This is a genomic window from Vulcanococcus sp. CPBay_Sum15L08_68, assembly GCF_017855895.1.
Classification (GTDB): Bacteria; Cyanobacteriota; Cyanobacteriia; order PCC-6307; family Cyanobiaceae; genus Vulcanococcus.
Genome location: NZ_JAFMFX010000003.1, coordinates 1 through 23190, shown reverse-complemented (window position 1 = coordinate 23190; position 23190 = coordinate 1). Strand labels below are relative to the sequence as shown.

The 23190-nt window shown below is 66.7% G+C and carries 27 protein-coding genes and 1 tRNA gene; 9 read left to right on the top strand and 19 right to left on the bottom strand.

Annotated elements, in window-relative coordinates:
• The first annotated feature begins 4 nt into the window (after window positions 1-4).
• Genes urtC through urtE form a run of 3 tightly spaced genes read left to right on the top strand, consistent with a single transcriptional unit; the run spans window position 5 to window position 2591 of the window.
• Window positions 5-1132: an urea ABC transporter permease subunit UrtC gene (gene urtC, locus QZ189_RS01055; RefSeq protein WP_296416828.1), complete on the top strand. Its 1128-nt coding sequence runs from the start codon at window positions 5-7 to the stop codon at window positions 1130-1132.
• Window positions 1129-1884 carry an urea ABC transporter ATP-binding protein UrtD gene (gene urtD / locus QZ189_RS01050; protein ID WP_296416830.1) on the top strand — a complete coding sequence of 252 codons (756 nt, stop codon included), beginning with the start codon at window positions 1129-1131 and terminating at the stop codon, window positions 1882-1884. The genes urtC and urtD overlap by 4 nt, the downstream gene beginning before the upstream one ends.
• The gene (urtE, locus tag QZ189_RS01045) at window positions 1881-2591 is read left to right on the top strand and encodes an urea ABC transporter ATP-binding subunit UrtE (protein ID WP_010313728.1); all 711 of its coding nucleotides are present in this window, start codon (window positions 1881-1883) and stop codon (window positions 2589-2591) included. Before urtD ends, urtE begins: the two co-directional genes overlap by 4 nt.
• 2 nt (window positions 2592-2593) lie before the next feature.
• Here the strand turns inward: urtE and QZ189_RS01040 are convergent, their stop codons facing one another.
• The 9 genes from QZ189_RS01040 to gcvT form a co-directional block, all read right to left on the bottom strand.
• A complete protein-coding gene (locus QZ189_RS01040) occupies window positions 2594-3415 on the bottom strand; it encodes an aminotransferase class IV (RefSeq protein WP_296420573.1) in 822 nt (273 codons plus the stop codon).
• The gene (locus tag QZ189_RS01035) at window positions 3412-4698 is read right to left on the bottom strand and encodes an anthranilate synthase component I family protein (RefSeq protein WP_296420572.1); all 1287 of its coding nucleotides are present in this window, start codon (window positions 4696-4698) and stop codon (window positions 3412-3414) included. Before QZ189_RS01035 ends, QZ189_RS01040 begins: the two co-directional genes overlap by 4 nt.
• 3 nt (window positions 4699-4701) lie before the next feature.
• A complete protein-coding gene (gene queC / locus QZ189_RS01030) occupies window positions 4702-5394 on the bottom strand; it encodes a 7-cyano-7-deazaguanine synthase QueC (protein WP_296420570.1) in 693 nt (230 codons plus the stop codon).
• Window positions 5395-5408: 14 nt separating this feature from the next.
• The gene (locus QZ189_RS01025; protein WP_296420568.1) at window positions 5409-6038 is read right to left on the bottom strand and encodes a 7-carboxy-7-deazaguanine synthase QueE; all 630 of its coding nucleotides are present in this window, start codon (window positions 6036-6038) and stop codon (window positions 5409-5411) included.
• Window positions 6035-7684, bottom strand: coding sequence for a CTP synthase (locus QZ189_RS01020; RefSeq protein ID WP_247476715.1), 1650 nt, complete (start codon window positions 7682-7684; stop codon window positions 6035-6037). The genes QZ189_RS01025 and QZ189_RS01020 overlap by 4 nt, the downstream gene beginning before the upstream one ends.
• Window positions 7685-7743: 59 nt before the next feature.
• On the bottom strand, window positions 7744-8229 hold the full coding sequence (locus tag QZ189_RS01015; protein WP_010313715.1) for a Dps family protein: 486 nt from the start codon (window positions 8227-8229) through the stop codon (window positions 7744-7746).
• Window positions 8230-8267: 38 nt separating this feature from the next.
• Complete coding sequence (locus tag QZ189_RS01010) at window positions 8268-9416, bottom strand: RNA polymerase sigma factor, RpoD/SigA family (protein ID WP_247476716.1); 1149 nt, start codon at window positions 9414-9416, stop codon at window positions 8268-8270.
• Between the two features lie 92 nt (window positions 9417-9508).
• Window positions 9509-11332: an aspartate--tRNA ligase gene (gene aspS, locus QZ189_RS01005; RefSeq protein ID WP_296416124.1), complete on the bottom strand. Its 1824-nt coding sequence runs from the start codon at window positions 11330-11332 to the stop codon at window positions 9509-9511.
• A 45-nt stretch (window positions 11333-11377) separates the two neighbouring features.
• Window positions 11378-12490, bottom strand: a complete 1113-nt coding sequence (gene gcvT / locus QZ189_RS01000) for a glycine cleavage system aminomethyltransferase GcvT (RefSeq protein WP_296420564.1) — start codon at window positions 12488-12490, stop codon at window positions 11378-11380.
• A 183-nt stretch (window positions 12491-12673) separates the two neighbouring features.
• Between gcvT and QZ189_RS00995 the strand changes: the two genes are divergently transcribed.
• Complete coding sequence (locus QZ189_RS00995) at window positions 12674-12853, top strand: hypothetical protein (protein ID WP_296420562.1); 180 nt, start codon at window positions 12674-12676, stop codon at window positions 12851-12853.
• Window positions 12854-12969: 116 nt separating this feature from the next.
• Window positions 12970-13365: a cyclic nucleotide-binding domain-containing protein gene (locus QZ189_RS00990; protein WP_247476722.1), complete on the top strand. Its 396-nt coding sequence runs from the start codon at window positions 12970-12972 to the stop codon at window positions 13363-13365.
• Between the two features lies 1 nt (window position 13366).
• Here QZ189_RS00990 and speB read toward each other — a convergent pair whose 3' ends face one another.
• From speB to QZ189_RS00960, 6 genes are read right to left on the bottom strand one after another with little or no spacing between them, the layout of a single operon-like run.
• The gene (speB, locus tag QZ189_RS00985; protein ID WP_247476723.1) at window positions 13367-14221 is read right to left on the bottom strand and encodes an agmatinase; all 855 of its coding nucleotides are present in this window, start codon (window positions 14219-14221) and stop codon (window positions 13367-13369) included.
• Window positions 14218-15087, bottom strand: coding sequence for a polyamine aminopropyltransferase (speE, locus tag QZ189_RS00980; RefSeq protein ID WP_247476725.1), 870 nt, complete (start codon window positions 15085-15087; stop codon window positions 14218-14220). The genes speB and speE overlap by 4 nt, the downstream gene beginning before the upstream one ends.
• Window positions 15088-15132: 45 nt before the next feature.
• Window positions 15133-15906: a Coq4 family protein gene (locus QZ189_RS00975; RefSeq protein ID WP_296420560.1), complete on the bottom strand. Its 774-nt coding sequence runs from the start codon at window positions 15904-15906 to the stop codon at window positions 15133-15135.
• Between the two features lie 44 nt (window positions 15907-15950).
• A complete protein-coding gene (gene mazG / locus QZ189_RS00970) occupies window positions 15951-16760 on the bottom strand; it encodes a nucleoside triphosphate pyrophosphohydrolase (protein ID WP_296418631.1) in 810 nt (269 codons plus the stop codon).
• A gap of 30 nt (window positions 16761-16790) precedes the next feature.
• The gene (locus tag QZ189_RS00965) at window positions 16791-17477 is read right to left on the bottom strand and encodes a class I SAM-dependent methyltransferase (protein ID WP_296416128.1); all 687 of its coding nucleotides are present in this window, start codon (window positions 17475-17477) and stop codon (window positions 16791-16793) included.
• A 23-nt stretch (window positions 17478-17500) separates the two neighbouring features.
• On the bottom strand, window positions 17501-17971 hold the full coding sequence (locus QZ189_RS00960) for a metal-binding protein (protein ID WP_296420557.1): 471 nt from the start codon (window positions 17969-17971) through the stop codon (window positions 17501-17503).
• 38 nt (window positions 17972-18009) lie between these two features.
• On the opposite strand from QZ189_RS00960, the gene QZ189_RS00955 reads away from it, so the two are divergent.
• Window positions 18010-18081, top strand: a tRNA-Val gene (locus tag QZ189_RS00955).
• An 8-nt stretch (window positions 18082-18089) separates the two neighbouring features.
• Here QZ189_RS00955 and QZ189_RS00950 read toward each other — a convergent pair.
• The 4 genes from QZ189_RS00950 to QZ189_RS00935 are packed head-to-tail and all read right to left on the bottom strand — an operon-like array spanning window position 18090 to window position 21671.
• Window positions 18090-19628 (bottom strand): SulP family inorganic anion transporter, encoded by a 1539-nt coding sequence (locus QZ189_RS00950; protein ID WP_247476731.1) that lies wholly within the window; start codon window positions 19626-19628, stop codon window positions 18090-18092.
• A 32-nt stretch (window positions 19629-19660) separates the two neighbouring features.
• Window positions 19661-20575 carry an oxidoreductase gene (locus tag QZ189_RS00945; RefSeq protein WP_296420609.1) on the bottom strand — a complete coding sequence of 305 codons (915 nt, stop codon included), beginning with the start codon at window positions 20573-20575 and terminating at the stop codon, window positions 19661-19663.
• Between the two features lie 14 nt (window positions 20576-20589).
• Window positions 20590-21405, bottom strand: a complete 816-nt coding sequence (locus QZ189_RS00940; protein ID WP_296420555.1) for a methyltransferase domain-containing protein — start codon at window positions 21403-21405, stop codon at window positions 20590-20592.
• An 11-nt stretch (window positions 21406-21416) separates the two neighbouring features.
• The gene (locus tag QZ189_RS00935; protein WP_010313641.1) at window positions 21417-21671 is read right to left on the bottom strand and encodes a hypothetical protein; all 255 of its coding nucleotides are present in this window, start codon (window positions 21669-21671) and stop codon (window positions 21417-21419) included.
• A 53-nt stretch (window positions 21672-21724) separates the two neighbouring features.
• Here QZ189_RS00935 and QZ189_RS00930 point away from each other — a divergent pair, with 53 nt between their 5' ends.
• From QZ189_RS00930 to QZ189_RS00920, 3 genes are all read left to right on the top strand, one after another.
• Window positions 21725-22183, top strand: a complete 459-nt coding sequence (locus QZ189_RS00930; protein WP_156797743.1) for a protein phosphatase — start codon at window positions 21725-21727, stop codon at window positions 22181-22183.
• Window positions 22183-22806, top strand: coding sequence for a 2OG-Fe(II) oxygenase (locus tag QZ189_RS00925; protein ID WP_247476733.1), 624 nt, complete (start codon window positions 22183-22185; stop codon window positions 22804-22806). Before QZ189_RS00930 ends, QZ189_RS00925 begins: the two co-directional genes overlap by 1 nt.
• Window positions 22807-22855: 49 nt before the next feature.
• A partial coding sequence (locus tag QZ189_RS00920; protein ID WP_296420553.1) for a class I tRNA ligase family protein occupies window positions 22856-23190 on the top strand: 335 nt, incomplete at its 3' end.

Sequence of the window (23190 nt, the reverse complement as noted above, 5' to 3'; positions counted from 1 at the left end):
ACCAATGTTTGGACGCCTTCAACAGTCCCGCTGGCCAAAGCTGCTGCTTTGGGTGGTGATCATCGCTGCGATCGTCGCGGCTCCGGCGGTTCTTCCCGTCTTTCGTCTCAACCTGCTGGGACGCTTTCTCTCCTTGGCGATCGTCGCCCTGGGCATCGATCTGATTTGGGGCTTCACGGGGTTGCTCAGCCTTGGGCAGGGCATCTTCTTTGCCTTGGGGGGCTATGCGGCCGCCATGTATCTGCAGCTGAATAGTTCAGCGGGTTTCCCCAATGGGATTCCGGAGTTCTTCGGTCTCTACGGCGTGAAGCAACTCCCGGCGTTCTGGGTTCCGTTCCATTCGCCCCTGTTCACCCTGGTGGCGATCTGGCTCATCCCCGCGGTGTTGGCCGCTGTTCTGGGGAACCTGGTCTTCCGTAACCGGATCAAAGGGGTCTACTTCTCGATCCTGACCCAGGCGGCCCTGCTGGTCTTTTTCAACTTCTTTAACGGCCAGCAGAAATTGATCAACGGCACCAACGGTCTCAAGACCGATGTGACCCAGCTGTTTGGTCAGATGGTGGGTTCACCAGAGATGCAGCGCGGCTTCTTCTGGTTCACCGCCCTGATGGTGATTGCGGCCTGGGCCTTTGTGCGCTGGGTGGTCCGCGGCCGCTTCGGCGATGTGTTGATCGCCATTCGCGATGACGAGCCGCGGCTGCGCTTTGCGGGATTCAATCCCACCTTGTTCAAGACGATCGTCTTCGCGATTGCCGGTGGTTTGGCCGGCATCGGCGGAGCGCTCTACACGGTGCAATCCGGGATTGTCTCGCCTCAGTACATGACCGTTCCCTTCTCGATCGAGATGGTGATTTGGGTCGCCGTTGGCGGACGGGGAACCTTGGTGGGGGCGATCTTGGGTGCCGTGGCGATCAACTACGCCAAGAGCCTCGTGAGTGAAGCCATGCCCCAGAGCTGGCTGTTCATCCAGGGCGGTCTGTTCATCCTGGTGGTCACCGCCCTGCCGGAGGGTGTGATCGGTTGGTGGCGTAGCGACGGCCCCCGCAACCTGCTCTCGCGCCTGGGCGTCGCCCGGCGCATGGGGACCTACCCGCAACTGGAACTGGAAGGACAAGAGGAGGTTCAGCCATGAGTGCACCGTTGCTTGAGCTGAGCCAGATCACCGTCAGCTTTGACGGCTTTCTGGCCCTGCGCGATCTGAATCTCAGCCTCCAGCCCGGGGAGCTGCGGGCGGTGATCGGCCCGAATGGGGCTGGCAAGACCACCTTCTTGGATGTGATCACCGGCAAGACCGCTCCGACGGAGGGGGATGTGGTCTTCAAGGGCCGCTCCTTGGTGGGCCGCGCGGAGCACCGCATTGCCCGGTTGGGGATTGGTCGCAAGTTCCAAAGCCCGCGGGTGTTTGAGAAGCTCAGCGTTCAGGAGAATCTGGCCTTAGCGGTCAGCCGGCCGAAGCAGCCCTGGCCCCTGCTGTTTGGCGGTCTCGGTTCAGGGGAGCGCGATCGGGTTCAACACCTGATGGGCATCGTCAACCTGCAGAGCCGCGCCGATTGGCAGGCCGGGGCGCTTTCCCATGGCCAGAAGCAATGGCTGGAGATCGCGATGCTGGTGGGACAGGACCCCGATCTGCTGCTGGTGGATGAACCGGTGGCGGGCCTGACCGATGAGGAGACCGACCTGACGGCCGATTTGCTCAAGTCCCTCGCTGGTGATCACACCGTGCTGGTGATCGAGCACGACATGGAGTTCATCCGCCGCTTGGAGAGTCCCGTGACGGTGCTGCACCAGGGCCACGTCCTCTGCGAGGGAACGATGGATCAGGTGCAGGCCGATCCCCGGGTGATTGAGGTCTATCTCGGAACATCAGAGGAGGAACACCCATGACCGCCCTGCTGGAGATCCGCGGGCTGAACACCTATTACGGCGAGAGCCACATCCTGCGCGATGTCGATCTCACCGTGAATGCCGGGGAGATGGTCTGCCTGATTGGCCGCAATGGGGTGGGAAAAACCACCCTGCTGAAGTCCCTGATCGGTTTGCTGCGGGCCCGTCAGGGCACGATCGTGTTCAACGGTGCGGCCCTGGACCGCCAGGCGCCCCACCAACGGGCCCGCGCTGGTGTGGGCTACGTCCCCCAGGGGCGCGAGATCATTCCGCAGCTGACGGTTGAGGAGAACCTGATGCTCGGCATGGAGGCCCTCCCCGGAGGATTGGCCCGCCATCGCCGCATTGATCCCTTCGTCTATGAGTTGTTCCCGATCCTGAGGGAGTTTTTACCCCGCAAGGGCGGGGACCTGAGCGGCGGTCAACAGCAGCAGTTGGCGATTGCCCGTGCCCTGCTGGGTCAGCCCAAGCTCCTGCTGTTGGACGAGCCCACCGAAGGGATTCAGCCCAACATCGTGCAGGACATTGAGTCCGCGGTGCGCCGGATCATTGCTGAGACCGGCATCGGTGTTCTGCTCGTCGAGCAGCACCTGCACTTCGTTCGCCAGGCGGATCGCTACTACGCGATGCAACGGGGGGGCATCGTGGCCAGCGGTCCCACCGGTGAGCTCAGTCAGGACGTGGTCAATCGCTTCCTCAGCGTCTGAGCTCAGTCCGCCAGGAGTGGATCAAAGAGCGCTCTGACCTCTTCCAAGCTGAGGGGAGTCAGAGCGGCTCCATCCACGCTGGTGATGGGCCTGCAGCTAAGGCTGTTGATCAGCAGCCAACGGTCGCCGTCTTGGGGTGTGGCATCCAACTGCGATTCTGTGGCTAGGCCACGCTCAAGCAGTTGCCCCCGCATGACCCCGGGGAGACAGCCGCTGCTGAGCGCGGGCGTGAGCCATTGCCCTTGACGCTGCACCAGCAGGTTGGCGGCGGTCCCGCAGCAGAGTTCACCGCTGGTGCTCAGCAGTAGGGCGTCTTCGGCTCCGGCGCCGCGGGCCTCGCGGCGGGCTTGCACCGCCTGCCCGTAGGCAAAGGTCTTGCAATGGCTCAGGCGGCTGGAGCCATTGCGCCGCTCATGGCGACTGACGATGACCTGAACCGGCGCAAACGTCGGGGTGTGGGCGCTGAGCTGCAGCCAGAAACGCGGATCTAGGGTGTCTGGGCGATCCAGACCGCGGCCGCCGCTGCCGGCACTCCAGTTCAGCCGCAGGGCGCCCTGGCCTGCAGGCAGGTTGCAACGCGCAATCGCTTCCTCCACCAGTGGTTGGACCACGGCCGTTTGGGGCGGTTCGGGCAGGCCCAGCAGCGCCGCACTACTGCGCCAGCGCTCAAGGTGGGGCTCCAGTAGACGGGCACGTCCGTCCAGCACCAGCACCGTTTCGAACAGGCCATCGGCGAGCAGCAGGCCGCGGTCGTTCAGGGGGAGTTGTAGGGCGTTGGCTTCGCCCCAGCGCCCATCGCTCCAGACCAGGCTGTGGCCTGTCATGCCAGGGCCTCCAGCAGCGGGTTCAGCTTCCAACCCAGCTCCTCGGCTTCAGCTTTGGGATCGGAGTCGGCCACGATGCCGCAGCCCGCATGGCAGCGCAGGGTGGTGCCGTGTTGCAGCACGGTGCGGATCAAGATGCTGCTGTCGAAGCTGCCATCCCAATCCCGCCGCAGCAAGGAGCCGCAGTAGGGCCCGCGGGCCACGGGCTCGAGTTCAGCGATGCGCTGGCAGGCCCGCAACTTGGGCGCCCCTGTGATCGAGCCCCCCGGCCAGCAGGCCTCGAGCAGGTCCACCCAGTCGGCTCCGGCTTGCAGTTGCCCGGTCACCACAGAGGTGAGGTGGTGGACCTGCGCGTAACTCTCCAGTCCCACCAGTTGCGGGACTTGGATCGAGCCGCTTTGGCAGACCCGGCCCAGGTCGTTGCGCAGCAGGTCCACGATCATCACGTTCTCGGCGCGGTCTTTGCTGCTGCAGACCAAGTCCGCCGCCTGGTCGGCGTCCTGCTCCGGATCGGATCTCCGCGGCCGGGTGCCTTTGATCGGCCTGGTCTCCACCAGGCCGCTGGGGCTGACCTGCAGAAAGCGCTCCGGTGAGGCGGAGATCACCGCTTCTCCGGGGGCCACGACCAGGCCGGCGAAGGGGGCGGGGCAGCGCCGCCGCAGCCGCTCAAACAGCTGCAGCGGGTCGGCGGGAGCGGGCAGCTCAGTGGAGCAGCAGGCGGTGAGGTTGGCCTGAAAGATGTCTCCGCTGGCGATCCGTTCGCGGATCTGCTGGACCCCATCGCTGAACTGCTCTGGGCTGGTCTGCCACTGCCAGTCCGCAATGGCCGCCGCCGCTGCTGGGCCGGGGCTGCTGGTTGCCAGTCCTGAGGCCCAGGTGGCCATGGCTTCGAGGCGCCCTGGATCGACTCCCTCCAGCCAGAGGGTGCGCTCCTGCAGGTCAAAGCGAAAGATGGGGTCGTGGCGCGCCATCCAGAGGGTCGCCATCGCATCGGGCTTCCAGTGCGCCGCGGGTTCCACCCAGGCCGCCGCCTCGTAGCTCAGCCAGCCGCACCAGTGCCCTTCCCCGAGCTCCCGCAAGGCCGCAAACGGATCGCGGCTTTCGGTTTCCCCGGGGAGGCCGCGGCAGACGATCTGCTCGAGCGGGTCTGCGGCCAGGCTGGCCCAGCGCCCCAAGTCGCTGCCGTCCCCATCCAGCCAGATCAGCCCCTCTGGTCCAAAACGGGCGGCGAGGTGGCGGGCTAGATCAGCGGGTTCGATCCAGGGCAGCGGCGCTCTGGCCATCACTCAGCGGCTCGCCAGATCGGGGCGCCCGGCCTCGATCAGGGCCGCATCACGAATGCGGCAGCTGTCGCAGACGCCGCAGGGCTGCTCGCCGCCGCTGTAGCAGCTCCAGGTTTGATCAATCGGGACCCCCAAGCGCAGGGCCTCTTCGACGATCTTGGTCTTGCTCCACTCCACCAGGGGGGCCCAGAGCTGGGTGCCATGGCCCTCGCGGCCGGCCTTGCTGGCCAGGTCGGCCAGGGTCTGGAAGGCATCGAGGTAATCCGGACGGCAGTCGGGGTAGCCGGAGTAATCGACGGCATTGACCCCCAGGACCAGCCGCTCGGCCCCGCGCGCTTCCGCCAGGCTCAGGCCGATGGCGATGAAGACCGTGTTCCGCCCCGGGACATAGGTGCTGGGGATGACGCCCTCCTGCACCCCCTCGTTGGGCACATCCATGGCGGTGTCGGTCAGGGCGGAGCCGCCCCAGGCGGCCAGGTTGACGTGAATGCTCTGGTGCTCGGCGAGGCCCAGGGTCTGGGCGACGGCCGCGGCGGCCTGCAGCTCGCGCCGGTGGCGCTGGCCGTAGTCGAAGGAGAGGCCGATCACGCGGTAGCCCTCCGCTTGGGCGAGGGCGGCGGCGGTGGCGGAATCCAGCCCTCCGGAGAGCAGGGCGATCGCAGTGGGCAAGGTTTCGGTGGAGGGCACCGACTCCATGATGCCCACTCGCCTCAGCGCACCCCCAGCCACTTGTGGGATTGCAGGCTCAGGCGCCAGCGGGGCTGGGCCTGCACAAACTCCAGGGCCAGGGCCTGTCCTTCGCGGCAGTCCCAGCCCGGTTGCAGCAGCCAGGTCGCCTGGGGGGCCTGGCTGGCGCTGACCTCGGCAAAAAGCAGATCGGCAGCCTCATGCACCACGACCTTCAGCTCATCGCAGCGTTGCAGCAGCTCGGCCCTGGGAGGTTGATGGCGCTTGGGGGAGAGGCTGATCCAGTCGGGAGATCCCGTCAGGGGATCCACGCCGCTGGTTTCCAGGTGAATGGGCAGCGAGCAGTGCTGGCGGATGGCCGCGCTGAGCGCGTCGAGGTTGTGGTGCAGCGGTTCGCCGCCCGTGAGTACAACGAAGGCCGCGCCCGCTGAGGCCGCCTCTGCGCAGGCCAGGGCCAGGGCCTCGAGGGTCTGCTGCGGGTGCACCTCGGCGGGCCAGGAGTGCTTGGTGTCGCACCAGCTGCAACCGACCCTGCAGCCCCCCAGGCGAATGAAAAAGGCGCTGCGGCCGGCATGGAGGCCCTCCCCCTGCAGGGAGTGGAAGGTCTCCACGACGGGTAGGCCGCTGGAGCCCAATGGCTCCTGCTCACTCATGCCGCCGAGATGTTCGCCCCTTGGGCAATCGCTTCACTGGGGCTGGAGGGCAGGCGCTGTTGCGCCGCTTCGATCAGACCCCGGAAGAGCGGGTGGGGTTGGCCCGGGCGGGAGAGGAATTCCGGGTGGTACTGGCAGGCGGTGAAGAAGGGGTGGTTCTTCAGCTCGATCAGCTCCACCAGGCGGCCATCGGGGGAGGTGCCGCTGATCTCGTAGCCCGACTCCAGGAAGAGGTTGCGGTAGGCGTTGTTGAACTCGTAGCGGTGGCGGTGGCGCTCGTAGACCACCTCATCGCCATAGAGGCGGTGGGCCAGGGTGCCGGGCGCGACGCGGCAGGGGTAGACCCCGAGGCGCATCGTTCCGCCCAGATCGACCACATCCTGTTGCTCGGGCAGCAGGTGAATCACCGGGTGCGGGCTGTCGGCGTTCAGTTCGGCGCTGGTGGCTCCCGTCAGTCCGGCCTGGTTGCGGGCCCACTCGATCACGGCACATTGCATCCCCAGGCAGAGGCCCAGGAAGGGGACCCGCTGCTCCCGGGCCCAGCGGATGGCCGCCACCTTGCCGTCGACGCCGCGGTTGCCAAAGCCACCGGGGACGACCACGGCATCCATGCCGCGCAGCAGGGCCTCCGGCCCTTGCTCTTCGATTTGCTCGGCACAGATCCAATGCAGATCCAGGGCGGCATCGCGGTCGATGCAGGCATGGCGCAGGGCTTCGACCACCGAGAGGTAGGCGTCGTTGAGCTGCACGTACTTGCCCACCAGGGCCACCTTCACGGCGGGGCCGGGGTTGCGCAGCTTGGCGACCATCTGCTCCCAGCGCTGCATGTCGGACTCGTGGTCCGTCAGGCCCAACAGATCGAGCACCTCGCGGCAGAGCCCCTCCTTCTCGAGGGTGATCGGAACGGCGTAGATGCTGTCGGCATCCAGGGCGGGGATCACCGCCCGGGTGGGGACGCCGCAGAAGCCGCCGATCTTGCCCTTCAGCTCCTCATTGATCTCGCGGTCGCTGCGGCAGACCAGGACGTCGGGCTGGATGCCAATGGAGCGGAGCTCCTTGACCGAGTGCTGGGTGGGCTTGGTCTTGAGTTCGCCTGAGGTGCCGATGTAGGGCAGCAGGGTCACGTGCACGTAGGCCAGGTCGTTGCGGCCCACATCCCCCCGGAATTCGCGGATGGCTTCGAGGAAGGGCAGGGACTCGATGTCACCGACCGTGCCGCCGATCTCGGTGATCACCACATCAGCACCACTGTTGGCGGCGACGCGGTGGATGCGCTCGCGGATCTCACCGGTGATGTGGGGGATCACCTGCACGGTGCCGCCGTTGTAGTCGCCGCGGCGCTCCTTGTTGATGACCGATTGATAGATCGAACCGGTGGTCACGCTGTTCAGGCGCGACATGGCGGTGTCGGTGAAGCGCTCGTAGTGCCCCAGGTCCAGGTCGGTCTCGGCGCCGTCTTCGGTGACGAAGACCTCACCGTGCTGGAACGGGCTCATCGTGCCCGGGTCCACGTTTAAGTAGGGGTCGAGCTTCAGGATCGAGACGCTGTAGCCGCGGCTCTTGAGCAGGCGCCCCAGGCTGGCCGCCACGATCCCTTTGCCGATGCTGGACACCACGCCACCGGTCACGAAGACGAATTTGGCCATGGCTCCTGAAGCGACCCTTCAATGTACCGGCCTGATCTAGGGGCCCTCGCCGCGAAGGCCTATTGATCCAGCAGGCTGCGGAGCATCCAGGCGGTTTTTTCGTGGATCTGCAGCCGTTGGGTGAGCAGATCGGCCGTGGGCTCATCGCTGGCGGCATCGGCCAGGGGGAAGATGCTGCGGGCGGTGCGGGCCACGGACTCATGGCCGCTGACCAGCAGCCGAACCATCTCCAGGGCGGCGGGTTGCTGGGGGGCTTCCTGAATGGAGGCGAGCTTGGCCAGGCTGCTGCCGCCATGGGGGGCGACGACCCCGAGGGCGCGGATGCGTTCGGCGATGACGTCCAGGGCGGTCCAGAGCTCCGTGTACTGGTCCATGAACATCAGATGGAGCGTGTTGAACATCGGCCCCGTGACGTTCCAGTGGAACCCGTGGGTGTTGCCGTAGAGGACATAGGTGTCCGCCAGTAGGCGGCTGAGGCCCTGGGCGATCTCCTGGCGCTGGGCCTCGGGGATGCCGATGTCGATGCTGGGCATGGAATTGGCCATCTCTCGGGCGCGCTGCTGCCCGATTGATAGCTGGATTTTCAGCCGCTGGGAGCGCTGTCTCCGTCGATGTTCAGCAAGTAGTCGTGCACCCGGCAGCGGCGCTGGGGTTGCCGCAGTTTGAGCAGGGCGCGGGTTTCGATCTGGCGGACGCGCTCACGGGAGAGGTGCAGGTCTTCGCCGATCTGGGAGAGGGTTTGCGGGGTGTCGTTCTCCAAGCCGAAGCGCAGGCGGATGACCTCGGCCTCGCGGCCGCTCAGCTCCTCGAGGAGGGCTTCGAGGTCGTCGTGGAGTTGGGTCTTGGTCAGGGCCTGCTCCGGGGTGGCGTGGCCGTCCTCCAGCAGATCCCCCAGCTCCGTGTCTTGGTCGCGGCCCACCCGGGTGTCCAGGGAGACCGAGCGCGGCACCCGCATCAGGGTGAGGCGAATCACCTCTTCGCTGAGGCCCAGTTCCTTGGCGAGGTCGGCCACGGAGGCCAGACGTCCGTGTTCGCTGGCGATCTGGCGCTGCGCTTTTTTGATCCGGTTGAGCTTCTCGGTGACGTGAACCGGCAGGCGGATCGTGCGGCTTTGGGTGGCGATGGCCCGGGTAATCCCCTGGCGGATCCACCAGTAGGCGTAGGTGCTGAAGCGGAAGCCGCGGGTGGGGTCGTACTTCTCCACCGCCCGCTCGAGGCCCAGGGTGCCCTCCTGCACCAGGTCCAGCAGCTCCATGCCCCGTTGCTGGTATTTCTTGGCGACGGCCACCACCAGGCGCAGGTTGGCCTGGATCATCCGATCTCGGGCCCGGCGCCCCTGGTGGAGCGCCTGCTTGAGTTCGGCGATGCTCAGCTCCGAGAGGGTGGCCCAGGCTTCATGGCCTGCCTTGAGGGACTCTTTGAGCTCGGCGCCGCTGCGCTGCTGGTGTTCGGACCAGAGCTGAAGGCTGGGCCAGTGCCCCAGATGGGAGGCCAACTGTTGGCGGCTGTGCTCCAGCTCCTCCAGGACCTGGACTTCAGGCGATTGTTGGGCGAGTTTGCGGCGTTCCTGCAGCAGTCGTTCGCGACGCTGGACCAGCCGGGCCAGGGTGAGTTCCTCCTCATGGCTGAGCAGGTCAACGCGACCGATGTCCTGCAGGTACAGGCGCACCAGGTCACTGCTGCCGCGCTTTTTGCCGGAGTTTGCTGGTGGACGGGGAGGACCTTTGGCCATAGGCCGATGGCGATTGCCACCATCAAGCTTCAGGTCTCAACTGAGACAGTGCCCTAAAGCCTTTGTTTGTATTCGGGTTCTGCCGGGAAGGATCAGTCCTCCTCGTCCACCCAGGTGCTGGCCACATGCAGCTCCTCGAGCTGCTTCTCGGCCACACCGCCGGGGGCGCTGGTCATCAGGCAGCGGGCCTGCTGGGTTTTTGGGAAGGCGATGGTGTCGCGGATCGATTCCTCGCCCGCCAGCAGCATCACCATCCGGTCGACACCGAAGGCCAGGCCGCCGTGTGGCGGGGCGCCCATGTCGAGGGCTTCCATCAGGAAGCCGAACTGGGCATTGGCCTCCTCCAGGGGCAGGCCCACGGTCTCCAGCACCTGGCGCTGCAGGGCCGAATCGTGGATGCGCAGGGAGCCGCCACCGAGCTCTAGGCCGTTGAGCACCAGGTCGTAGGCCTGGGCGCGGGCGCCGGGCAGGGTCTCGGCCCAGGCGGCCGGGTCGCTGCCGAGGTCGTCGGTGTTCGGGGCGCAGAAGGGGTGGTGCAGCGCCTCGTAGCGGTTCTCGTCGGCGTTGAACTCGAACATCGGGAAATCCACCACCCAGAGGAAGTTCCAGCTGTCGTTCTCGCCGTCGGCTTTGACCATGCCCAGTTCCCGGGCCAGGTACTGACGGACGCGGTCCAGGGCCTTGTTGACCGTTGCGGTGTCGCCGGCCCCGAAGAGGATCAAGGTGCCGGGCTCGGCGCCAGTGCGCTTGAGCAGCTCCGCCTTCTTCTCGTCGCTGAGGTTGTCCTTGATGGCGCCGATCGTGTCGATCTCACCGCCTTCGCGGACGCGGATGAAGGCCAGGCCGCCGGCGCCGGCTTTTTGGGCTTCGCTGAAGACATCGCCGCCGGGTTTGATGCGGACGTTGGAGACGGCGTCGTTGCCGCCGGGGACGGCGATGCATTTGACCGAGCCCCCGGAGGCCACGGCGCCGCTGAAGACCTTGAAGCCCATGTCAGCCACCAGGTCGCTGACGTTGACCAGCTCCATGCCGTAGCGGGTGTCGGGGCGATCGGTGCCGTAGCGCTCCATGGCCTCGTGCCAGGTCAGGCGCGGGAAGGGTCGGGGCAACTCGATGCCTTTGACGCTCTTCCAGATGGCGGCGATCAGGGATTCATTGAGCTCCAGGATCTGCTCCTGATCCATGAAGCTCATCTCCATGTCCAGCTGGGTGAATTCCGGCTGGCGGTCGGCCCGCAGGTCCTCGTCGCGGAAGCAGCGGGCCACTTGGTAGTAGCGCTCGATGCCGCCCACCATCAGCAGCTGCTTGAACAGCTGGGGGGATTGGGGCAGGGCAAACCACTCGCCGCCGCAGACCCGGCTGGGGAGGATGTAGTCGCGGGCGCCTTCGGGGGTCGAGCGCGTCAGCACAGGCGTCTCGACCTCGATGAAGCCCTGCTCTTCGAGGAAGCGGCGCGCGGCCTGAATCGTCTGGGCGCGCAGGCGCAGGTTGCTGTTCATGCGCTCGCGGCGCAGGTCGAGGTAGCGGTGGCGCAGCCGCAGCTCCTCGCGGGTGTTCTCCTCGTCGTGCACCGAGACGGCAAAGGGCAGGTTGCCCTTGACGCTGTTCAGCACGCGGATGGAGCTGGCCAGCACCTCGATCTGACCGGTGGAGAGCTTGTCGTTAATGGCATCGGCGGGGCGCTCGCGCACCTTGCCCTCCACCTGGATCACCGTTTCGTTGCGCAGGTGTTCCGCCACGGCGAACATCTCGGCGCCGTTGTCGGGGTCGACGGTGATTTGAACGGTGCCGCTGCGGTCGCGCAGATCGATGAAGATCACACCGCCGTGGTCACGGCTGCGGTCGACCCAGCCGCACAGCTGCACAGCCTGGCCGGTGGCGCTCTGACGCAGGTCGCCGCATCCGTGGCTGCGCATGTGGAAACAAGTGGGTGATCGGCGATTGTCCCACTTGGAGTGGGCTCAGCGCCGGTAGAAGGGGCGCCTGACCACCTCGGCGGCTTCGGCTTTGCCCCGGATTTCGACGGCCAGGCTGGTGCCGAGCTTGGCGGCGCCGGTGGCCACGCTGGCCAGGGCAATCCCGGCCTGCAGGCTCGGGGACCAGGTGCCGCTGGTGACGGTTCCAACCACCTCTCCGTTCTGGAGAACCGGGTAGCCATGGCGGGGGATGGCGCGGCCCTGGAGCTTCAGCCCAACCAGGCGCCGTTTCAGCCCGTCCGCGGTTTGCTGCTCGAGGACCGGGCGGCCGATGAAGTCCTTGGGCATCTCCAGGTGCACCAGCCAGCCCAGACCGGCCTCCAAGGGCGAGGTGCTGGCATCCATGTCACTGCCATAGAGATGCATGCCCGCCTCCAGTCGGAGGGTGTCGCGGGCACCCAGGCCGCAGGGTTTGACGCCCCGCTCCAGGCAGGTGGTCCAGAAGCGTTGGCCGGCATCGGCGGAGAGCAGCAGCTCAAAGCCGTCCTCACCGGTGTATCCGGTCCGTCCAACGAACGCCTCACCCAGGCCAGGCAGCGTCAGCTCCCGGTGGCCAAAGCGCGGCAGCCCAGCGAGGGAGCAGCCCGCCAACTCCTCCAGGAGCTGTGCGGCCTCCGGTCCCTGTAGGGCCAGCAGCGTGCCGGAGCCCTTCAGGTCGATCAGCTCGATGCCGGCGGGCTCCAGCTGGCTGCGCATCCAGGCCGTGTCGCTCTCGGCACAGGCGGCGTTGATCACCAGCACCAGTTCGTGGACCTGCTCGTTCTCCAGCCAGCCCCGGTCGTAAATGATCAGGTCGTCCCGGATGCCCCCTTCGGCATTGAGCAGGACCGAATAGCAGGCCTCGCCAGGCCCAATCCGAAAGAGGTCGCTGGGCACCAGGCCCTGCATGGCGTCCTTGACGTTGGCTCCCCGCAGGCGCAGGACGCCCATATGGGAGATGTCAAACAGGCCGCAGTGCTCACGGACGGCTTGGTGCTCGTCGATCAGGCCGCTGAATTGCACGGCCATCTCCCAGCCGGCAAACGGGACCATCCGTCCGCCGGCCTCCCGCGCCGCATCGAAGAGCGGCGTGCGCTGGAGGGAAGGCGAGGCGGCCATGGCAGTCCAATGCTCAGGCGGATCCTATGGATCTTGTTCAACAAGGGGAAGAGAACCCGGAGCTTTGCCGCTTCCTATGGCCGCCACGGGACGGCCTGATTACGGTTGGCAGCCCAAGCCTCCAAAGCGATAGGCCCGCGTCCCTGCTGCAGAAGTTGCCGCCACTGCGCCTCCCCCAAGGGGGTGGAGTTGGGTTGGTGCCGTCTGCGCAAGCTGCCGATTCATCCGGAGCTGGCGGGGGAGTTGTGGTGCCATCACTGGACGGCTCGGCCGCCGCGTCTGCCCGTTGTCGGTCAAGGGGATGGCCTGCAGCCAGCGATGCGCGACCGCCAGCTCGCCCTCACCGACGTGCTTGAAAGCTGAAGCAAAACCGAAGATTTCTGATCTCTTCTGTTTTGTTGTCTGGGCGTCCTGGATTGCCGGGCTGTAGGTGTCAAGCTGAGCCGATCAGGTTTTGGGGTACGGGAGGTCAGAGACGCATGCTCACGTCCACCATCGCGACCCCGATTGAGCTGATGTCCGCCCAGGTGGACAGCGAGACCCTCTCGTTCCCCACCGGTGCTGCGATCTTCAGCAGTGGCCAGACGGCTAACGCCATTTACGGCGTGCGCCGCGGCATCGTCGAGGTGATTGATGCCAACGGCGACAAGCTCTGCTGCAGGCCGGGTGAGTTGTTCAGCTACCAGGACATCGTTTGGAAGGACGGCGTCTACCGCAATGACGCCATCGCCCGCACGCCGGTGGAGTTGGTCAAGCTCGATCGCCTGCGCTTCCTGAACCTGCTGCATAACCACCCGACCCTGGCGGTGCAGTTGATCGCCCAGCAGCACGAGCGCCTGCGTGAGCAGCGCGCCAGCGGCACCTGCTCCTACTGAATCAGCGATCCAGCAGGAAGAGCAGGCTGCGCACCACCTTGGCGGCCAGCACGCTGCTGACCCCGCTGGGGTCGAGCATGGGCGCCAGTTCCACCACATCGGCGGCCACCAGGTTGTGGTGGCGCAGTTCATCCACCAGGGCGGCGAAGTCCCGCCAGAGGAACCCCCCCGGCTCCGGGGTGCCCGTACCGGCCATCACCGCCGGGTCAAACCAGTCCAGATCAACCGTGAGATAGAGCGGCTTGCCCCGGAGTGGCTTGAGCGCCTCGGCCATCCGCTCGATCGCGACCAGGCGTCCGGTTTGGCGCAGTTCGCTGAATTCCTCGCGGGTGCCACTGCGGATGGCGATCTGCAGCAGCTGTTGGCTGGGCAGGACCTCCAGGCAGCGGCGCATGGCGCAGGCATGGCTGTGGTTGGCGCCGAGCCACTCATGGCGCAGGTCGGCGTGGGCATCGAGTTGCACCAGCACCAGTTCGGGATGCTGCTCGGCGACGGCGGCCACTGCTCCTGAGCTGATGGAGTGCTCACCGCCCAGCATCAGCGGCTTGAGGCCCAGCCCCAGCACCGCCTGCGTCGCCTGCTTCACCGCGGCCACCACCGGCTCTGGGGCGCCGAAGGGGATGTCCACGGCGCCCAGGTCGGCAATGGCCAGTTCCTCGAGATCCCGATCGAGCTGGGGGCAGTAGCTCTCGAGGCCCGGGCTGACCTCGCGGATCGCCGCTGGGCCAAAGCGGGTGCCAGGCCGGAAGGAGGTGGTGCCGTCGTAGGGCACGCCGAATAGGCCCACCCGGCAGCCGGCGGGATCCCGCTGGCTGCCCATGTAGATGGCGCCGTCGCTGTCAAAGAGGTCGTTCATGCGTTGATCGCGCGTTCGATGGCGGCGGGGATGGCGTCAAAGGCGCCGCGCTGCCAGCGGGGACTCCAGATCTGGCAGCCATCGACCACGGCCGCGGCGCGGGAGGGATCCGGCTCCAGATAGCGGCGGCCGTCGATGGCGGCGAAGGTCCAACTCCACCAGCCGCTCGGGTACATCGGCACCCAGCCGTACATCGGATCGGCATGGCCAAAGACCTCGCGGATCACCTGGACGGTGTCGATGTGGACCTGACGGAAGGCCTCGGGGGATTCGCTCTGGGTGGCGAAGACGCCACCGGGCTTGAGGATGCGGCGGCACTGCTCGAAGAAGGCCCGGTTGAACAGGCCTTCGGCGGGGCCAGCGGGATCGGATCCATCGACGATCACCACGTCGTAACTGGCGTCAGCGGCATTGGCGGCCCAGGCGATGCCGTCGCCCACGGTCAGGTGGAAGCGGGGATCGCTCCAGCAGCCTCCGCCGATGGAGGGCAGGTGCTGCTGGCTCCACTCCACCACCAGTCCGTCGATCTCGACCATGTCCAGGTGCTGCACGCCGGTGTGGCGCAGGCACTCGCGGGCGGTGCCGCCGTCGCCACCGCCAATCACCAGCACCCGCTCCACCGCTGCGGCGCTGCAGAGCGCCGGGTGCACGATCGATTCGTGGTAGTGCCGCTCCTGGCGCTCGGCGGTCATCCAGCAGCCGTCGAGCAGCAGGCCCTTGCCGTAGCGCTCGCTCTCGATGATGGTGACCGTCTGGAAGGGGGATTGCTCTTCGGCGATCACCCGCCCGGCCAGTCCGTAGCGGACACCATCAAAGATCTCGTCCACCCAGCCGGGGGTTGGAGCGGGAGCGGCACTGTCGGCCATCGCAGGGGCGCGGGGAGATCTCTCCAGATTTGCGCACCGCCCTCCCTAGGCCTTGAGGGCCTCGATGAGCTCAGGGCGGCTGTGCCAGCTCCAGGGGCCGCTGGTGACGGCGTCGATCTGCAGCTCCCGGCGCAGGTCCTCCAGGTTGCGGGGCATCAGAGCTTCCCAGGGCTGGGCAAAGAGGGGTTGGGCGTTGGCACCCATCTCCAGCCCTTCACTGATGCGGCCAAAGGCATAGGCCGTGGTGTGGGCCTTGTCGGCGTGGCTTTCCAGCTCATCGATCGGGGTGTCATCCCTGAACCAATTCAGCAGCAGGGACATCAGGTCGGTGAAGGCCAATCCTGGGTGGGAGAACTGGGCGACGCTGACGCTGATCACCCCCAATTCGCCGAAGTTGTCCAGGCTGAAGCCGGTGAGGATGTGGTGTAGGTCGTGGGTCGCGTAGACCCGGTAGTTGATGTAGTCGGCGTCGGTCTCGAGATTGCTGAAGAAGCTGGGCTCGGGGAAGAAGTTGATGTCGTAGCCCAGCGCCCCGAGCACCGTGGCGTAGGTGTGACCCAGGCTGCCTTTGGGCAGGGCTTTCAGGGCCGCTGGGTCGTAGGGCCCGCTGAGCTGCCGGGTTTGGATCAGCCGCTCGGCTTCGGGATCGCGGGCCAGACGCTTGCGGCAGAGCTTCATCGGGTTGGAGTCCCGCAGCCGGTGGGAGAGCTCAAAGACGTTCTGGGCTGACTCCCCTCCTCCAGCCGCCAGGTCCATCAAGCCCAGAAAGCCCTGGATTTGCTCGGGGCTGGCCAGGCGATCGAGGTAGCGAAAACCCATGGGGGCTCCAGTGCCGGCCCCTCAAACTAGAAATGGTTTTTCGATCAGACCGCGTCCTGCTGCTCCTGGCGGATCTGGGCCTTGGCCTGCTGCCAGAGACCCTCGAGTTCGCGGATGCTGCGGCCCTGAAGATCGCCCCCCAGGGCGGCTTCGACGCGGGAGAAGCGATCGAGGAAGCGCCGGTTGGTGCCCGCGAGGCCCTCCTCGGGTTCGATGCCGCACCAGCGCGCCACGTTCACCAGGGTGAAGAGGACATCACCGAGTTCCTCCTGGGCGTGGCGCTTGTCCCCTGAGGCCACGGCTTCCTTGAGCTCATCGAGCTCCTCGTGGACCTTCTCCCAGACACCGTTCATGTCATCCCATTCGAAGCCCGCCTTGGCGGCTTTCTTGGAGATGGTCATCGCTCCGGCCAGGGCGCCTTGGCCGCGCACCTTGCCCGCCAGGCGATCGCTCAGGGGACTGGCGGAGGGCGGAGCCTCTCCTTTTTCGCTGGCCTTGATGGCCTCCCAGGTGTCCTTGACCGCGGCGCTGTCTTTGGCGATGGCATCGCCAAAGACGTGGGGGTGGCGGCGGATCAATTTCTCGCTGATTCCCTGGGCGATGGCCTCGAGATCGAAGCGCTGCTCCTCCTGGGCGATCTGGGCATGGAGGACCACCTGCAGCAGTAGATCGCCGAGTTCCTCTTTGAGGTGGGCGTCATCCCCATGGCGGATGGCGTCGGCCACCTCGTGGGCCTCCTCGAGCACATAGGGCACGAGGGACTGGTGGGTTTGCTCCAGGTCCCAGGGGCAGCCCCCATCGGGATCGCGCAGCTTGGCGACCACCGCGATCAGCTCTTGCAGGGCGTCGCTCATCGAAGGGGGGCCAGCTGGCTCCTCACGATCTCATTGCGCTGCAGGCCGGCGGCTAAACCAAAGCCGGTTGAACAGGGCCTGCAGCAGTTGTGTCGCTGGCTCCATTCCCGCCCGATGCAACTGCCCCGCCAGGCGATCTGCATCCACGGAGTAGACCCCGGCATTGCGGGAGGCCATCACGCGCTCGATCGTTTCGGAGTCCATGCCTTGGGCGTGGAAGCGGGCCCGGGCGATCGCCTGCCAGAGCTCCATGTCCGCCCCCGGTTCCTCACTGAAGCCGCTGATCACCAGCACGCCCCCAGGGCTGACGCGGGCACAGAGCTGTTGGAGGCAGTCCTCTTGCTCAGCCGGAGGAAGCAGGTGCAGGACGTTGTGGCAGATCACCGCGTCAAAACGGCCTGGCACCTCCTTGAGGTCGTTTGGGGCCCAGCCGATGCGACTGCCCGCTTGGACGCGGGCGATCACGGCGTCGCAGAACCCCCGCATCTGCTCGCTCGGCTCCACCAGCTGCAGGTGTGCGCCGGGCATGGCCCTCAGCAGGCTTGGCAGTTCTTCCCCTGCCCCAGGGCCCACCACGAGCGCCGATGAGGCCGTTGGCACGAGGGCCCCGAGTGCGGCAGCGGCGAGCTCGAAGTGGCTGTCGTAGGCGGGGATCAGCCGGCGAATGCTCTGGTCGTAGTGGCGGCCGTAGTCGCCATCGAAATCAAGGAGCGCCATGGGGCTTCGCCGTTGCCCGTTGTTTAGCGACGGCGCCAGAGCCGTGGCATGGGATCACCGTCCTGGAGCAGGTGCAGCCAGGCGCTGGCCTCGATGCCAACCAGGGCCACCCAGAGCAGCCGCTCCTGCTGCTTGAGCCAGATCAGAACTTCGCTGCTCGAGGGGGCTCCCCAGGGGTGCAGCAGGCCGCTCAGCAGCAGGACAATGCCGAGGCCATAGCCCACCCGCACCAGGGTTCCGACCACCGGCGTGTGGGACAGGATCGAGCGATGGCGCAGGGTCTTGCGGTAGGGCCACCAGAGCCAGCGCAGGGGCCCCCAGCGTTGGTAGGGCCGGGAGTTGGTGTCGAGATCGGGGGAGAGCCAGAGGCCTCCGATCAGGAAGGCCAGGGCGCTGACGACCGTTCCGAGAGGTCCAAGCCAGGGCCACCAGAGCAGCCCATAGGGCAGGGCCAGCCAGCAGGTGGCGCGGTCGTGTTGCTGGCCGCTGGCCATCGCTGGGGGTGAATGCTGCCCTGCAGAATGCCGTAACCGCCCGGTTAGCTCAGCGGTAGAGCGCCTGCCTTACAAGCAGGATGTCGCTGGTTCGAACCCGGCACCGGGCATCACTGCACTAGTGGGCTGAGGACAGCTCCCCGCCGCGTCCGCCGGCCTCTTCCGCCACACCGATGCGGGCGAAGAGATCGGTGCTCTCTTGGTTGAGGTTGATCACCTCGACCTGGCTGCCGCCGAGCTTGAGCTTGCGGATGACCTGATCCAGGGCGGTCACGCCGCTTTGATCCCAGATGTGGGCCTCACCCATGTCGATGGTGACGCGAGCGGGATGCTCGTGCAGCTCAAAGCCCTGGCGGAAGTAGATGCTGCTGACGAAGAACAGCTGACCGCGGACGCGGTAGATGCGGTGCTCGCTGCCGCTCTGCTCACTGCTGACCTCGATCACCTTGGCGACCTTGCGGCTGAAGAGGATCCCCGCCAGAGCCACACCGGAGAGCAGGCCCACCGCCAGGTTGTGGGTCAGCACGGTCACCACCACCGTCAGCAGCATCACCGAGGTGTCGCTCTTGGGGATGCGGCGGATGCTGCGGATCGAATCCCAGTTGGCGGTGTTGATGGCGATCATCACCATCACCCCCACCAGGGTGGCCATCGGGATCTGATTCACCCATTGGCTGGCCAGCAGGATCATCGCCAGCAGGCTCACGCCCGAGGTCAGGGTGGAGAGGCGGGTGCGGCCGCCATAGCCCACGTTCATCACCGACTGGCCCACCAGGGCGCAGCCGGCCATGCCGCCGAAGAACGAACTGACGATGTTGCCGATGCCCTGGCCGCGGGCTTCCTGGTTTTTGTGGGACGAGCTGTCGGTGACGTCGTCGAGGATGTCCTGGGTCAAGAAGGTCTCCATCAGACCCACCAGGGAGATGGCCAGGGCGGTCGGAAGGATCAGGCCCAGGGTGCCCGTGGTGAAGGGAACCTGCGGGATCCCGAATTGAGGAAGGCCGCTGGGCAGGGTGCCGAGGCTGCTGACCGTGGGCACATCCAGGCCCATGCGAATCGAGATCCCCGTCGAGATCAGGATCGCCACCAGGGCCGATGGCACGACCTTGGTGAAGCGCGGCATCACGTAGATGATCACCAGGGTCAGGGCCATCAGGCCCCAGACCGCCGGCAGCTGCCCCGCGGTCACCGCCACCTTCTCGGGGTGGAAGAAATCAAGGCCGAGCTGAGGAAGCTGGGCCAGGAAGATCAGGATTGCCAGGGCATTGACGAAGCCCGCCATCACCGGTTGCGGCACGAAGCGCATCTGGTGGGCGAGCCGTAGATAGCCCCAAGCGATCTGCAGGACTCCCGTCAGGACCCCGGCCGCCAGCAGGTACTGCAGGCCCATGCCTTCGCCGAGGGCGTTGCCCTGCTCCACCAGCCCGGTCATCAGCAGGGCGGTGGAGCCCGTGGCCGAGGTGATCATCGCGGTGCGCCCGCCGAAGACCGCCAAGGTCACCGAGAGCATGAAGGCGCCAAAGAGACCCACCCGCGGATCCACGCCGGCGATTCCGGAGAAGGCGATCGCCTCGGGGATCATCGCGAAGGCCACCACCAGGCCCGAGAGGATGTCCCGATGGGGTTTGCCCCACCATTCTTTGAGGGCGAAAGTCATAGGGATCGGCGGCGGCTGTCGTCTGGCGTTCCCTACAGGGAACCGCCCGCTGGGGCCGACCCTATCAGTGCTGCACTGACCGACCTGAGGCGTGCGCAGGCCTCGGCGTCCAGCGCTTGAGGGGGCATGCGGCAGCTGGTGGGATAGCCCCGCAGGTTCCCGAAGCCGCCTGGTCCGTAGAACACCCCGGCCTTGGCCTCCGGCGCGGTCGCGGCAAAGAGCTGGGGCAGGGCCCCCATGGCGGCGCTCTGGAAGAGCGGGTCCATCAGGCGGTAGGCCAGTCCCTCGAGCTTGGCGTTTTTCGAGGCCACGGAGGTGGGCTGCAGGTTGGTGCGGGCCAGGCCCGGGTGCGCCACCAGCGAGAGCACGCTGGAGCCCTCCTGCTCGAGCTGGCGTTGCAGCTCCAGGGCCGTCATGGCGTTGGCGAGCTTGCTTTGGCCGTAGGCATCCCAAGGCCTGTAGCGCGTCTCGCCCTGCAGGTCATCGAACGCGATCCGGCCGAAGTAGGCCGCACCGGAACTCACATGCACCACCCGTCCACTGGGGCTTTGCTTCAGCAGGGGCAGCAGGGCCTGGGTCAAGGCGACGTGGCCCAGGTGGTTGACCGCGAATTGCAGCTCGAAGCCCTGGCGGCTCAGGGTCCGGGGCGGCGCCATCACTCCGGCGTTATTCAGCAGCAGGTCCAGCTGCTCCACCTGGGCGGCGGCCCGCCGCACGCTCTCCAGGTCCGCCAGGTCCAGTTCCAGCGGGATCAGCTCTCCGCCGGTGTCCGAGCGCAGGGCCGCGGCGGCGGCGTTGGCTTTCTCCAGGCTGCGGCAGGCCAGCAGCACGCGGGCCCCCTTGGCGGCGAGGGCCCGGGCGCTCTCCAGTCCCAGGCCGCTGTTGGCCCCGGTGATCAGGGCGGTCCGCCCCCGTTGATCGGGAATCTCAGCGGCGGTCCAGGGCACGGCGGGGCGGGGCACTACGGCCCCAATCGTCTCGCCCGCAGCTCCAGCACCGTGGGTCCGACCCAGAAACTGCCGGGATCCGAGGCGGCCGCCTGGATCTGCCCGAGTGCTGCGGTTTGGTCCGCAGCGCTCCAGAGCCCGAGGCGCTGCAGCTGCAGCCCGTAGACCGCAACAAAGCGCTCCAGCCACTGCGCCGCCATCGAACCTTGGGGACCGAGCACGGGCAGTGGGCGCAGCTCTTCGATGCTCCAGCCCCGCGCCGTCAGCAGCGACGGCAGCCTGCGGTTCACATCCGGATCACCGCCGGCCGCGCGGAAACTCCGCTGGCAGGCCTGGCCAAAGCGAGCAATCGCTTCGGCCCCGGGGTGCAGGGCGAAGGTGTCCCAGTGGACGTACTCGTGGAACAGCACCTGGCCGCCGGGGCGGATGCATTGCCCCAGGCCCGCCAGGAGCGGTTCCAGGTCCGGCAGGAACATCGCCAGCCAGCGGCACCAGGCGAGATCGAACTGCTCTTGGGGCCAGGGATCCTTCAGCAGATCGTGTTGGCGGACCTCCAGCTGATCGATGCCGCTTCGGCGCGCCAGGGCTTGGGCCTCGGCGACGTAGTCAGCGCTGAGCTCCAGGCCCAGGACACGGCCGCTGGGTCCGACGAGGGCAGCGAGATCGGCTGCAGCAAAACCTGGACCGGCTCCGAGGTCGAGCAGGTGCTGCCCGCTGTGGATGCCGGCCCGAGCCCAGGCGGCTTGGCTGATGGGAGACCAGAGCTCGTGCTGAAAGCGCAGGCGTTCCAGTTCGCTCTGGTGGGTCCCCAGGACGTAGTCCGAGGCCATGGCCCCGCGGCTCAGTCTTCGGGGAAGAGCAGGGAGGCGAGTTCGTCGGGATCCACGTCGTAGACGCGGGCCAGGCTGGTCTCGATCGCAGCGGTCACCTCGCCGGGCAGGAAGCGCATGGCGCTCAGGGCGTCATCGGTGATCTCGTCGCTCAGAAGCTTCTCGCCGCCGAGCTTCTCGTCATTGATCACCGCCATTACCCAGCTCTGGTAGGCGTAGACCAGATCGGCAAACTCCAGATCGGCGTCGTTGAAGTCGAGGGCCATGGCTCGGCGTTCACTTGACCGCAGTCTGCACACCGATGGGGAGGATGGATGTCATGACAACTGCATCTCCTGACCCACTGGCCCTGCAGGCGACCTTGGTGGATTTCGCCCTGGCGGAGTTGGTGCGCCAAAACCGAGAGAGCTTCCAGCCCCTCTGGAGCAGTGAGAGCTGGGCGAAATTGCTGATCTGGATGGCCCTGAACTGCGGCTGCAGCGGCGATGAGGAGGGTCTGAAGACCTTCGCTGAGGCCCTCGGTGCGGTTCAGACCGGACGGATGCGGCGGGTGTTCTTTGAGCGGGAGCTGGGGGATCTGGAGCTGCAACTGATGGCCGATCCCGCGGAGCAGCAGGTGCTGGTGCTGCCCCAGGGCCCCGCCGATGAGGTGCTGGAGCCAGGGCGCATCACCCGCGCCCTGGAGCGCGTTGGGCTGACGGAGCGCTTGCCCGCTGATCAGGAACGGTGGCAGCGTCTGGACGCCCTTGTGGCCATTCCCTGGCTGGAGCAGGCTTGATGGAGCTGATTGCGCGCTACAGCAACCCCGGCTTTGAGGCCCTCTCCGATGGGGTGATGGCCTTCTTTGAGCGGCGCGAGGACCTGCAGCGTCCCGGTGTGGCGTTTGGGCCCGATGGGGCTGAGCCCGCCAAGGTTTCGACTGACATCAGCCTGGTGGCGATCGATCGCTCCGACCCCGAGGCCTTTGCGCTCGCGGAGGTGATCCTGCGGGGGGTGACGGCCGGCCTGGAGCGCTACCTGCAGGAGCGTCCCCTCTTCCGGGACTGCTGCCCGGATCAGGAGCTCTTCGTGAACCCGATCTTCAACCTGCAGCGCTATGCCCCCGGTGAGGGCTTCAAGCGCTGGCACTGCGATTGGACCATCAGCGATGAGGCCACCGAACCGGTGCATCGCGTTCTGGCCTGGATCCTCTATTGCAACAGCGTTGAGGAGGCCGGCACGGAGTTCCATTGGCAGGAGCACCACGAGGAGGCCCAGCGGGGCAAGCTCGTGATCTTCCCGGCCGGGCCTTCCCACATCCACCGGGGCCGGGTCAATCAGAGCGCGAGCAAGACCATCGCCACCGGCTGGATCAATGCCGGCAGCCGGGAGGCCTATCTCAAGCGCCTGGCGGCGGGCTGAGGCCCCGGCGGCCCTTTGCGAGCATGGGGCGATCGCCTGATCTGTTGACGTGACCGACGCCCTGCCGAAGACCTATGACCCGGTAGGCACCGAGGCGCGGTGGCAGCAGGCCTGGGAAACCCAAGGCGCGTTTCACCCGGATCCCAAGGCCCCCGGTGAGCCGTTTTCGGTGGTGATTCCACCGCCGAATGTGACCGGCAGCCTGCACATGGGCCACGCCTTCAACACGGCCCTGATCGACACGATCGTCCGCTTCCAGCGGCTGCAGGGCAAAAACGTGCTCTGCCTGCCCGGCACCGACCACGCCTCGATCGCCGTGCAGACGATCCTGGAGAAGCAGCTCAAGGCCGACGGCAAGCGCAAGGAAGACCTCGGCCGCGAGGC

Coding starts and splice junctions, on each gene's coding strand:
- QZ189_RS01020 (WP_247476715.1), bottom strand. CDS start 7,684: ATGGCCAAATTCGTCTTCGTGACCGGTGGCGTGGTGTCCAGCATCGGC.
- QZ189_RS01040 (WP_296420573.1), bottom strand. CDS start 3,415: ATGACAGGCCACAGCCTGGTCTGGAGCGATGGGCGCTGGGGCGAAGCC.
- QZ189_RS00965 (WP_296416128.1), bottom strand. CDS start 17,477: ATGGCGCTCCTTGATTTCGATGGCGACTACGGCCGCCACTACGACCAG.
- QZ189_RS01025 (WP_296420568.1), bottom strand. CDS start 6,038: ATGAGTGAGCAGGAGCCATTGGGCTCCAGCGGCCTACCCGTCGTGGAG.
- speB (WP_247476723.1), bottom strand. CDS start 14,221: ATGAACGACCTCTTTGACAGCGACGGCGCCATCTACATGGGCAGCCAG.
- QZ189_RS00930 (WP_156797743.1), top strand. CDS start 21,725: ATGACAACTGCATCTCCTGACCCACTGGCCCTGCAGGCGACCTTGGTG.
- aspS (WP_296416124.1), bottom strand. CDS start 11,332: ATGCGCAGCCACGGATGCGGCGACCTGCGTCAGAGCGCCACCGGCCAG.
- QZ189_RS00950 (WP_247476731.1), bottom strand. CDS start 19,628: ATGACTTTCGCCCTCAAAGAATGGTGGGGCAAACCCCATCGGGACATC.
- mazG (WP_296418631.1), bottom strand. CDS start 16,760: ATGAGCGACGCCCTGCAAGAGCTGATCGCGGTGGTCGCCAAGCTGCGC.
- QZ189_RS00990 (WP_247476722.1), top strand. CDS start 12,970: ATGCTCACGTCCACCATCGCGACCCCGATTGAGCTGATGTCCGCCCAG.
- QZ189_RS01010 (WP_247476716.1), bottom strand. CDS start 9,416: ATGGCCAAAGGTCCTCCCCGTCCACCAGCAAACTCCGGCAAAAAGCGC.
- urtE (WP_010313728.1), top strand. CDS start 1,881: ATGACCGCCCTGCTGGAGATCCGCGGGCTGAACACCTATTACGGCGAG.
- QZ189_RS01015 (WP_010313715.1), bottom strand. CDS start 8,229: ATGGCCAATTCCATGCCCAGCATCGACATCGGCATCCCCGAGGCCCAG.
- QZ189_RS00975 (WP_296420560.1), bottom strand. CDS start 15,906: ATGGGTTTTCGCTACCTCGATCGCCTGGCCAGCCCCGAGCAAATCCAG.
- QZ189_RS01035 (WP_296420572.1), bottom strand. CDS start 4,698: ATGGCCAGAGCGCCGCTGCCCTGGATCGAACCCGCTGATCTAGCCCGC.
- urtD (WP_296416830.1), top strand. CDS start 1,129: ATGAGTGCACCGTTGCTTGAGCTGAGCCAGATCACCGTCAGCTTTGAC.
- queC (WP_296420570.1), bottom strand. CDS start 5,394: ATGGAGTCGGTGCCCTCCACCGAAACCTTGCCCACTGCGATCGCCCTG.
- QZ189_RS00935 (WP_010313641.1), bottom strand. CDS start 21,671: ATGGCCCTCGACTTCAACGACGCCGATCTGGAGTTTGCCGATCTGGTC.
- gcvT (WP_296420564.1), bottom strand. CDS start 12,490: ATGGCCGCCTCGCCTTCCCTCCAGCGCACGCCGCTCTTCGATGCGGCG.
- urtC (WP_296416828.1), top strand. CDS start 5: ATGTTTGGACGCCTTCAACAGTCCCGCTGGCCAAAGCTGCTGCTTTGG.
- speE (WP_247476725.1), bottom strand. CDS start 15,087: ATGGCCGACAGTGCCGCTCCCGCTCCAACCCCCGGCTGGGTGGACGAG.
- QZ189_RS00960 (WP_296420557.1), bottom strand. CDS start 17,971: ATGGCCAGCGGCCAGCAACACGACCGCGCCACCTGCTGGCTGGCCCTG.
- QZ189_RS00940 (WP_296420555.1), bottom strand. CDS start 21,405: ATGGCCTCGGACTACGTCCTGGGGACCCACCAGAGCGAACTGGAACGC.
- QZ189_RS00925 (WP_247476733.1), top strand. CDS start 22,183: ATGGAGCTGATTGCGCGCTACAGCAACCCCGGCTTTGAGGCCCTCTCC.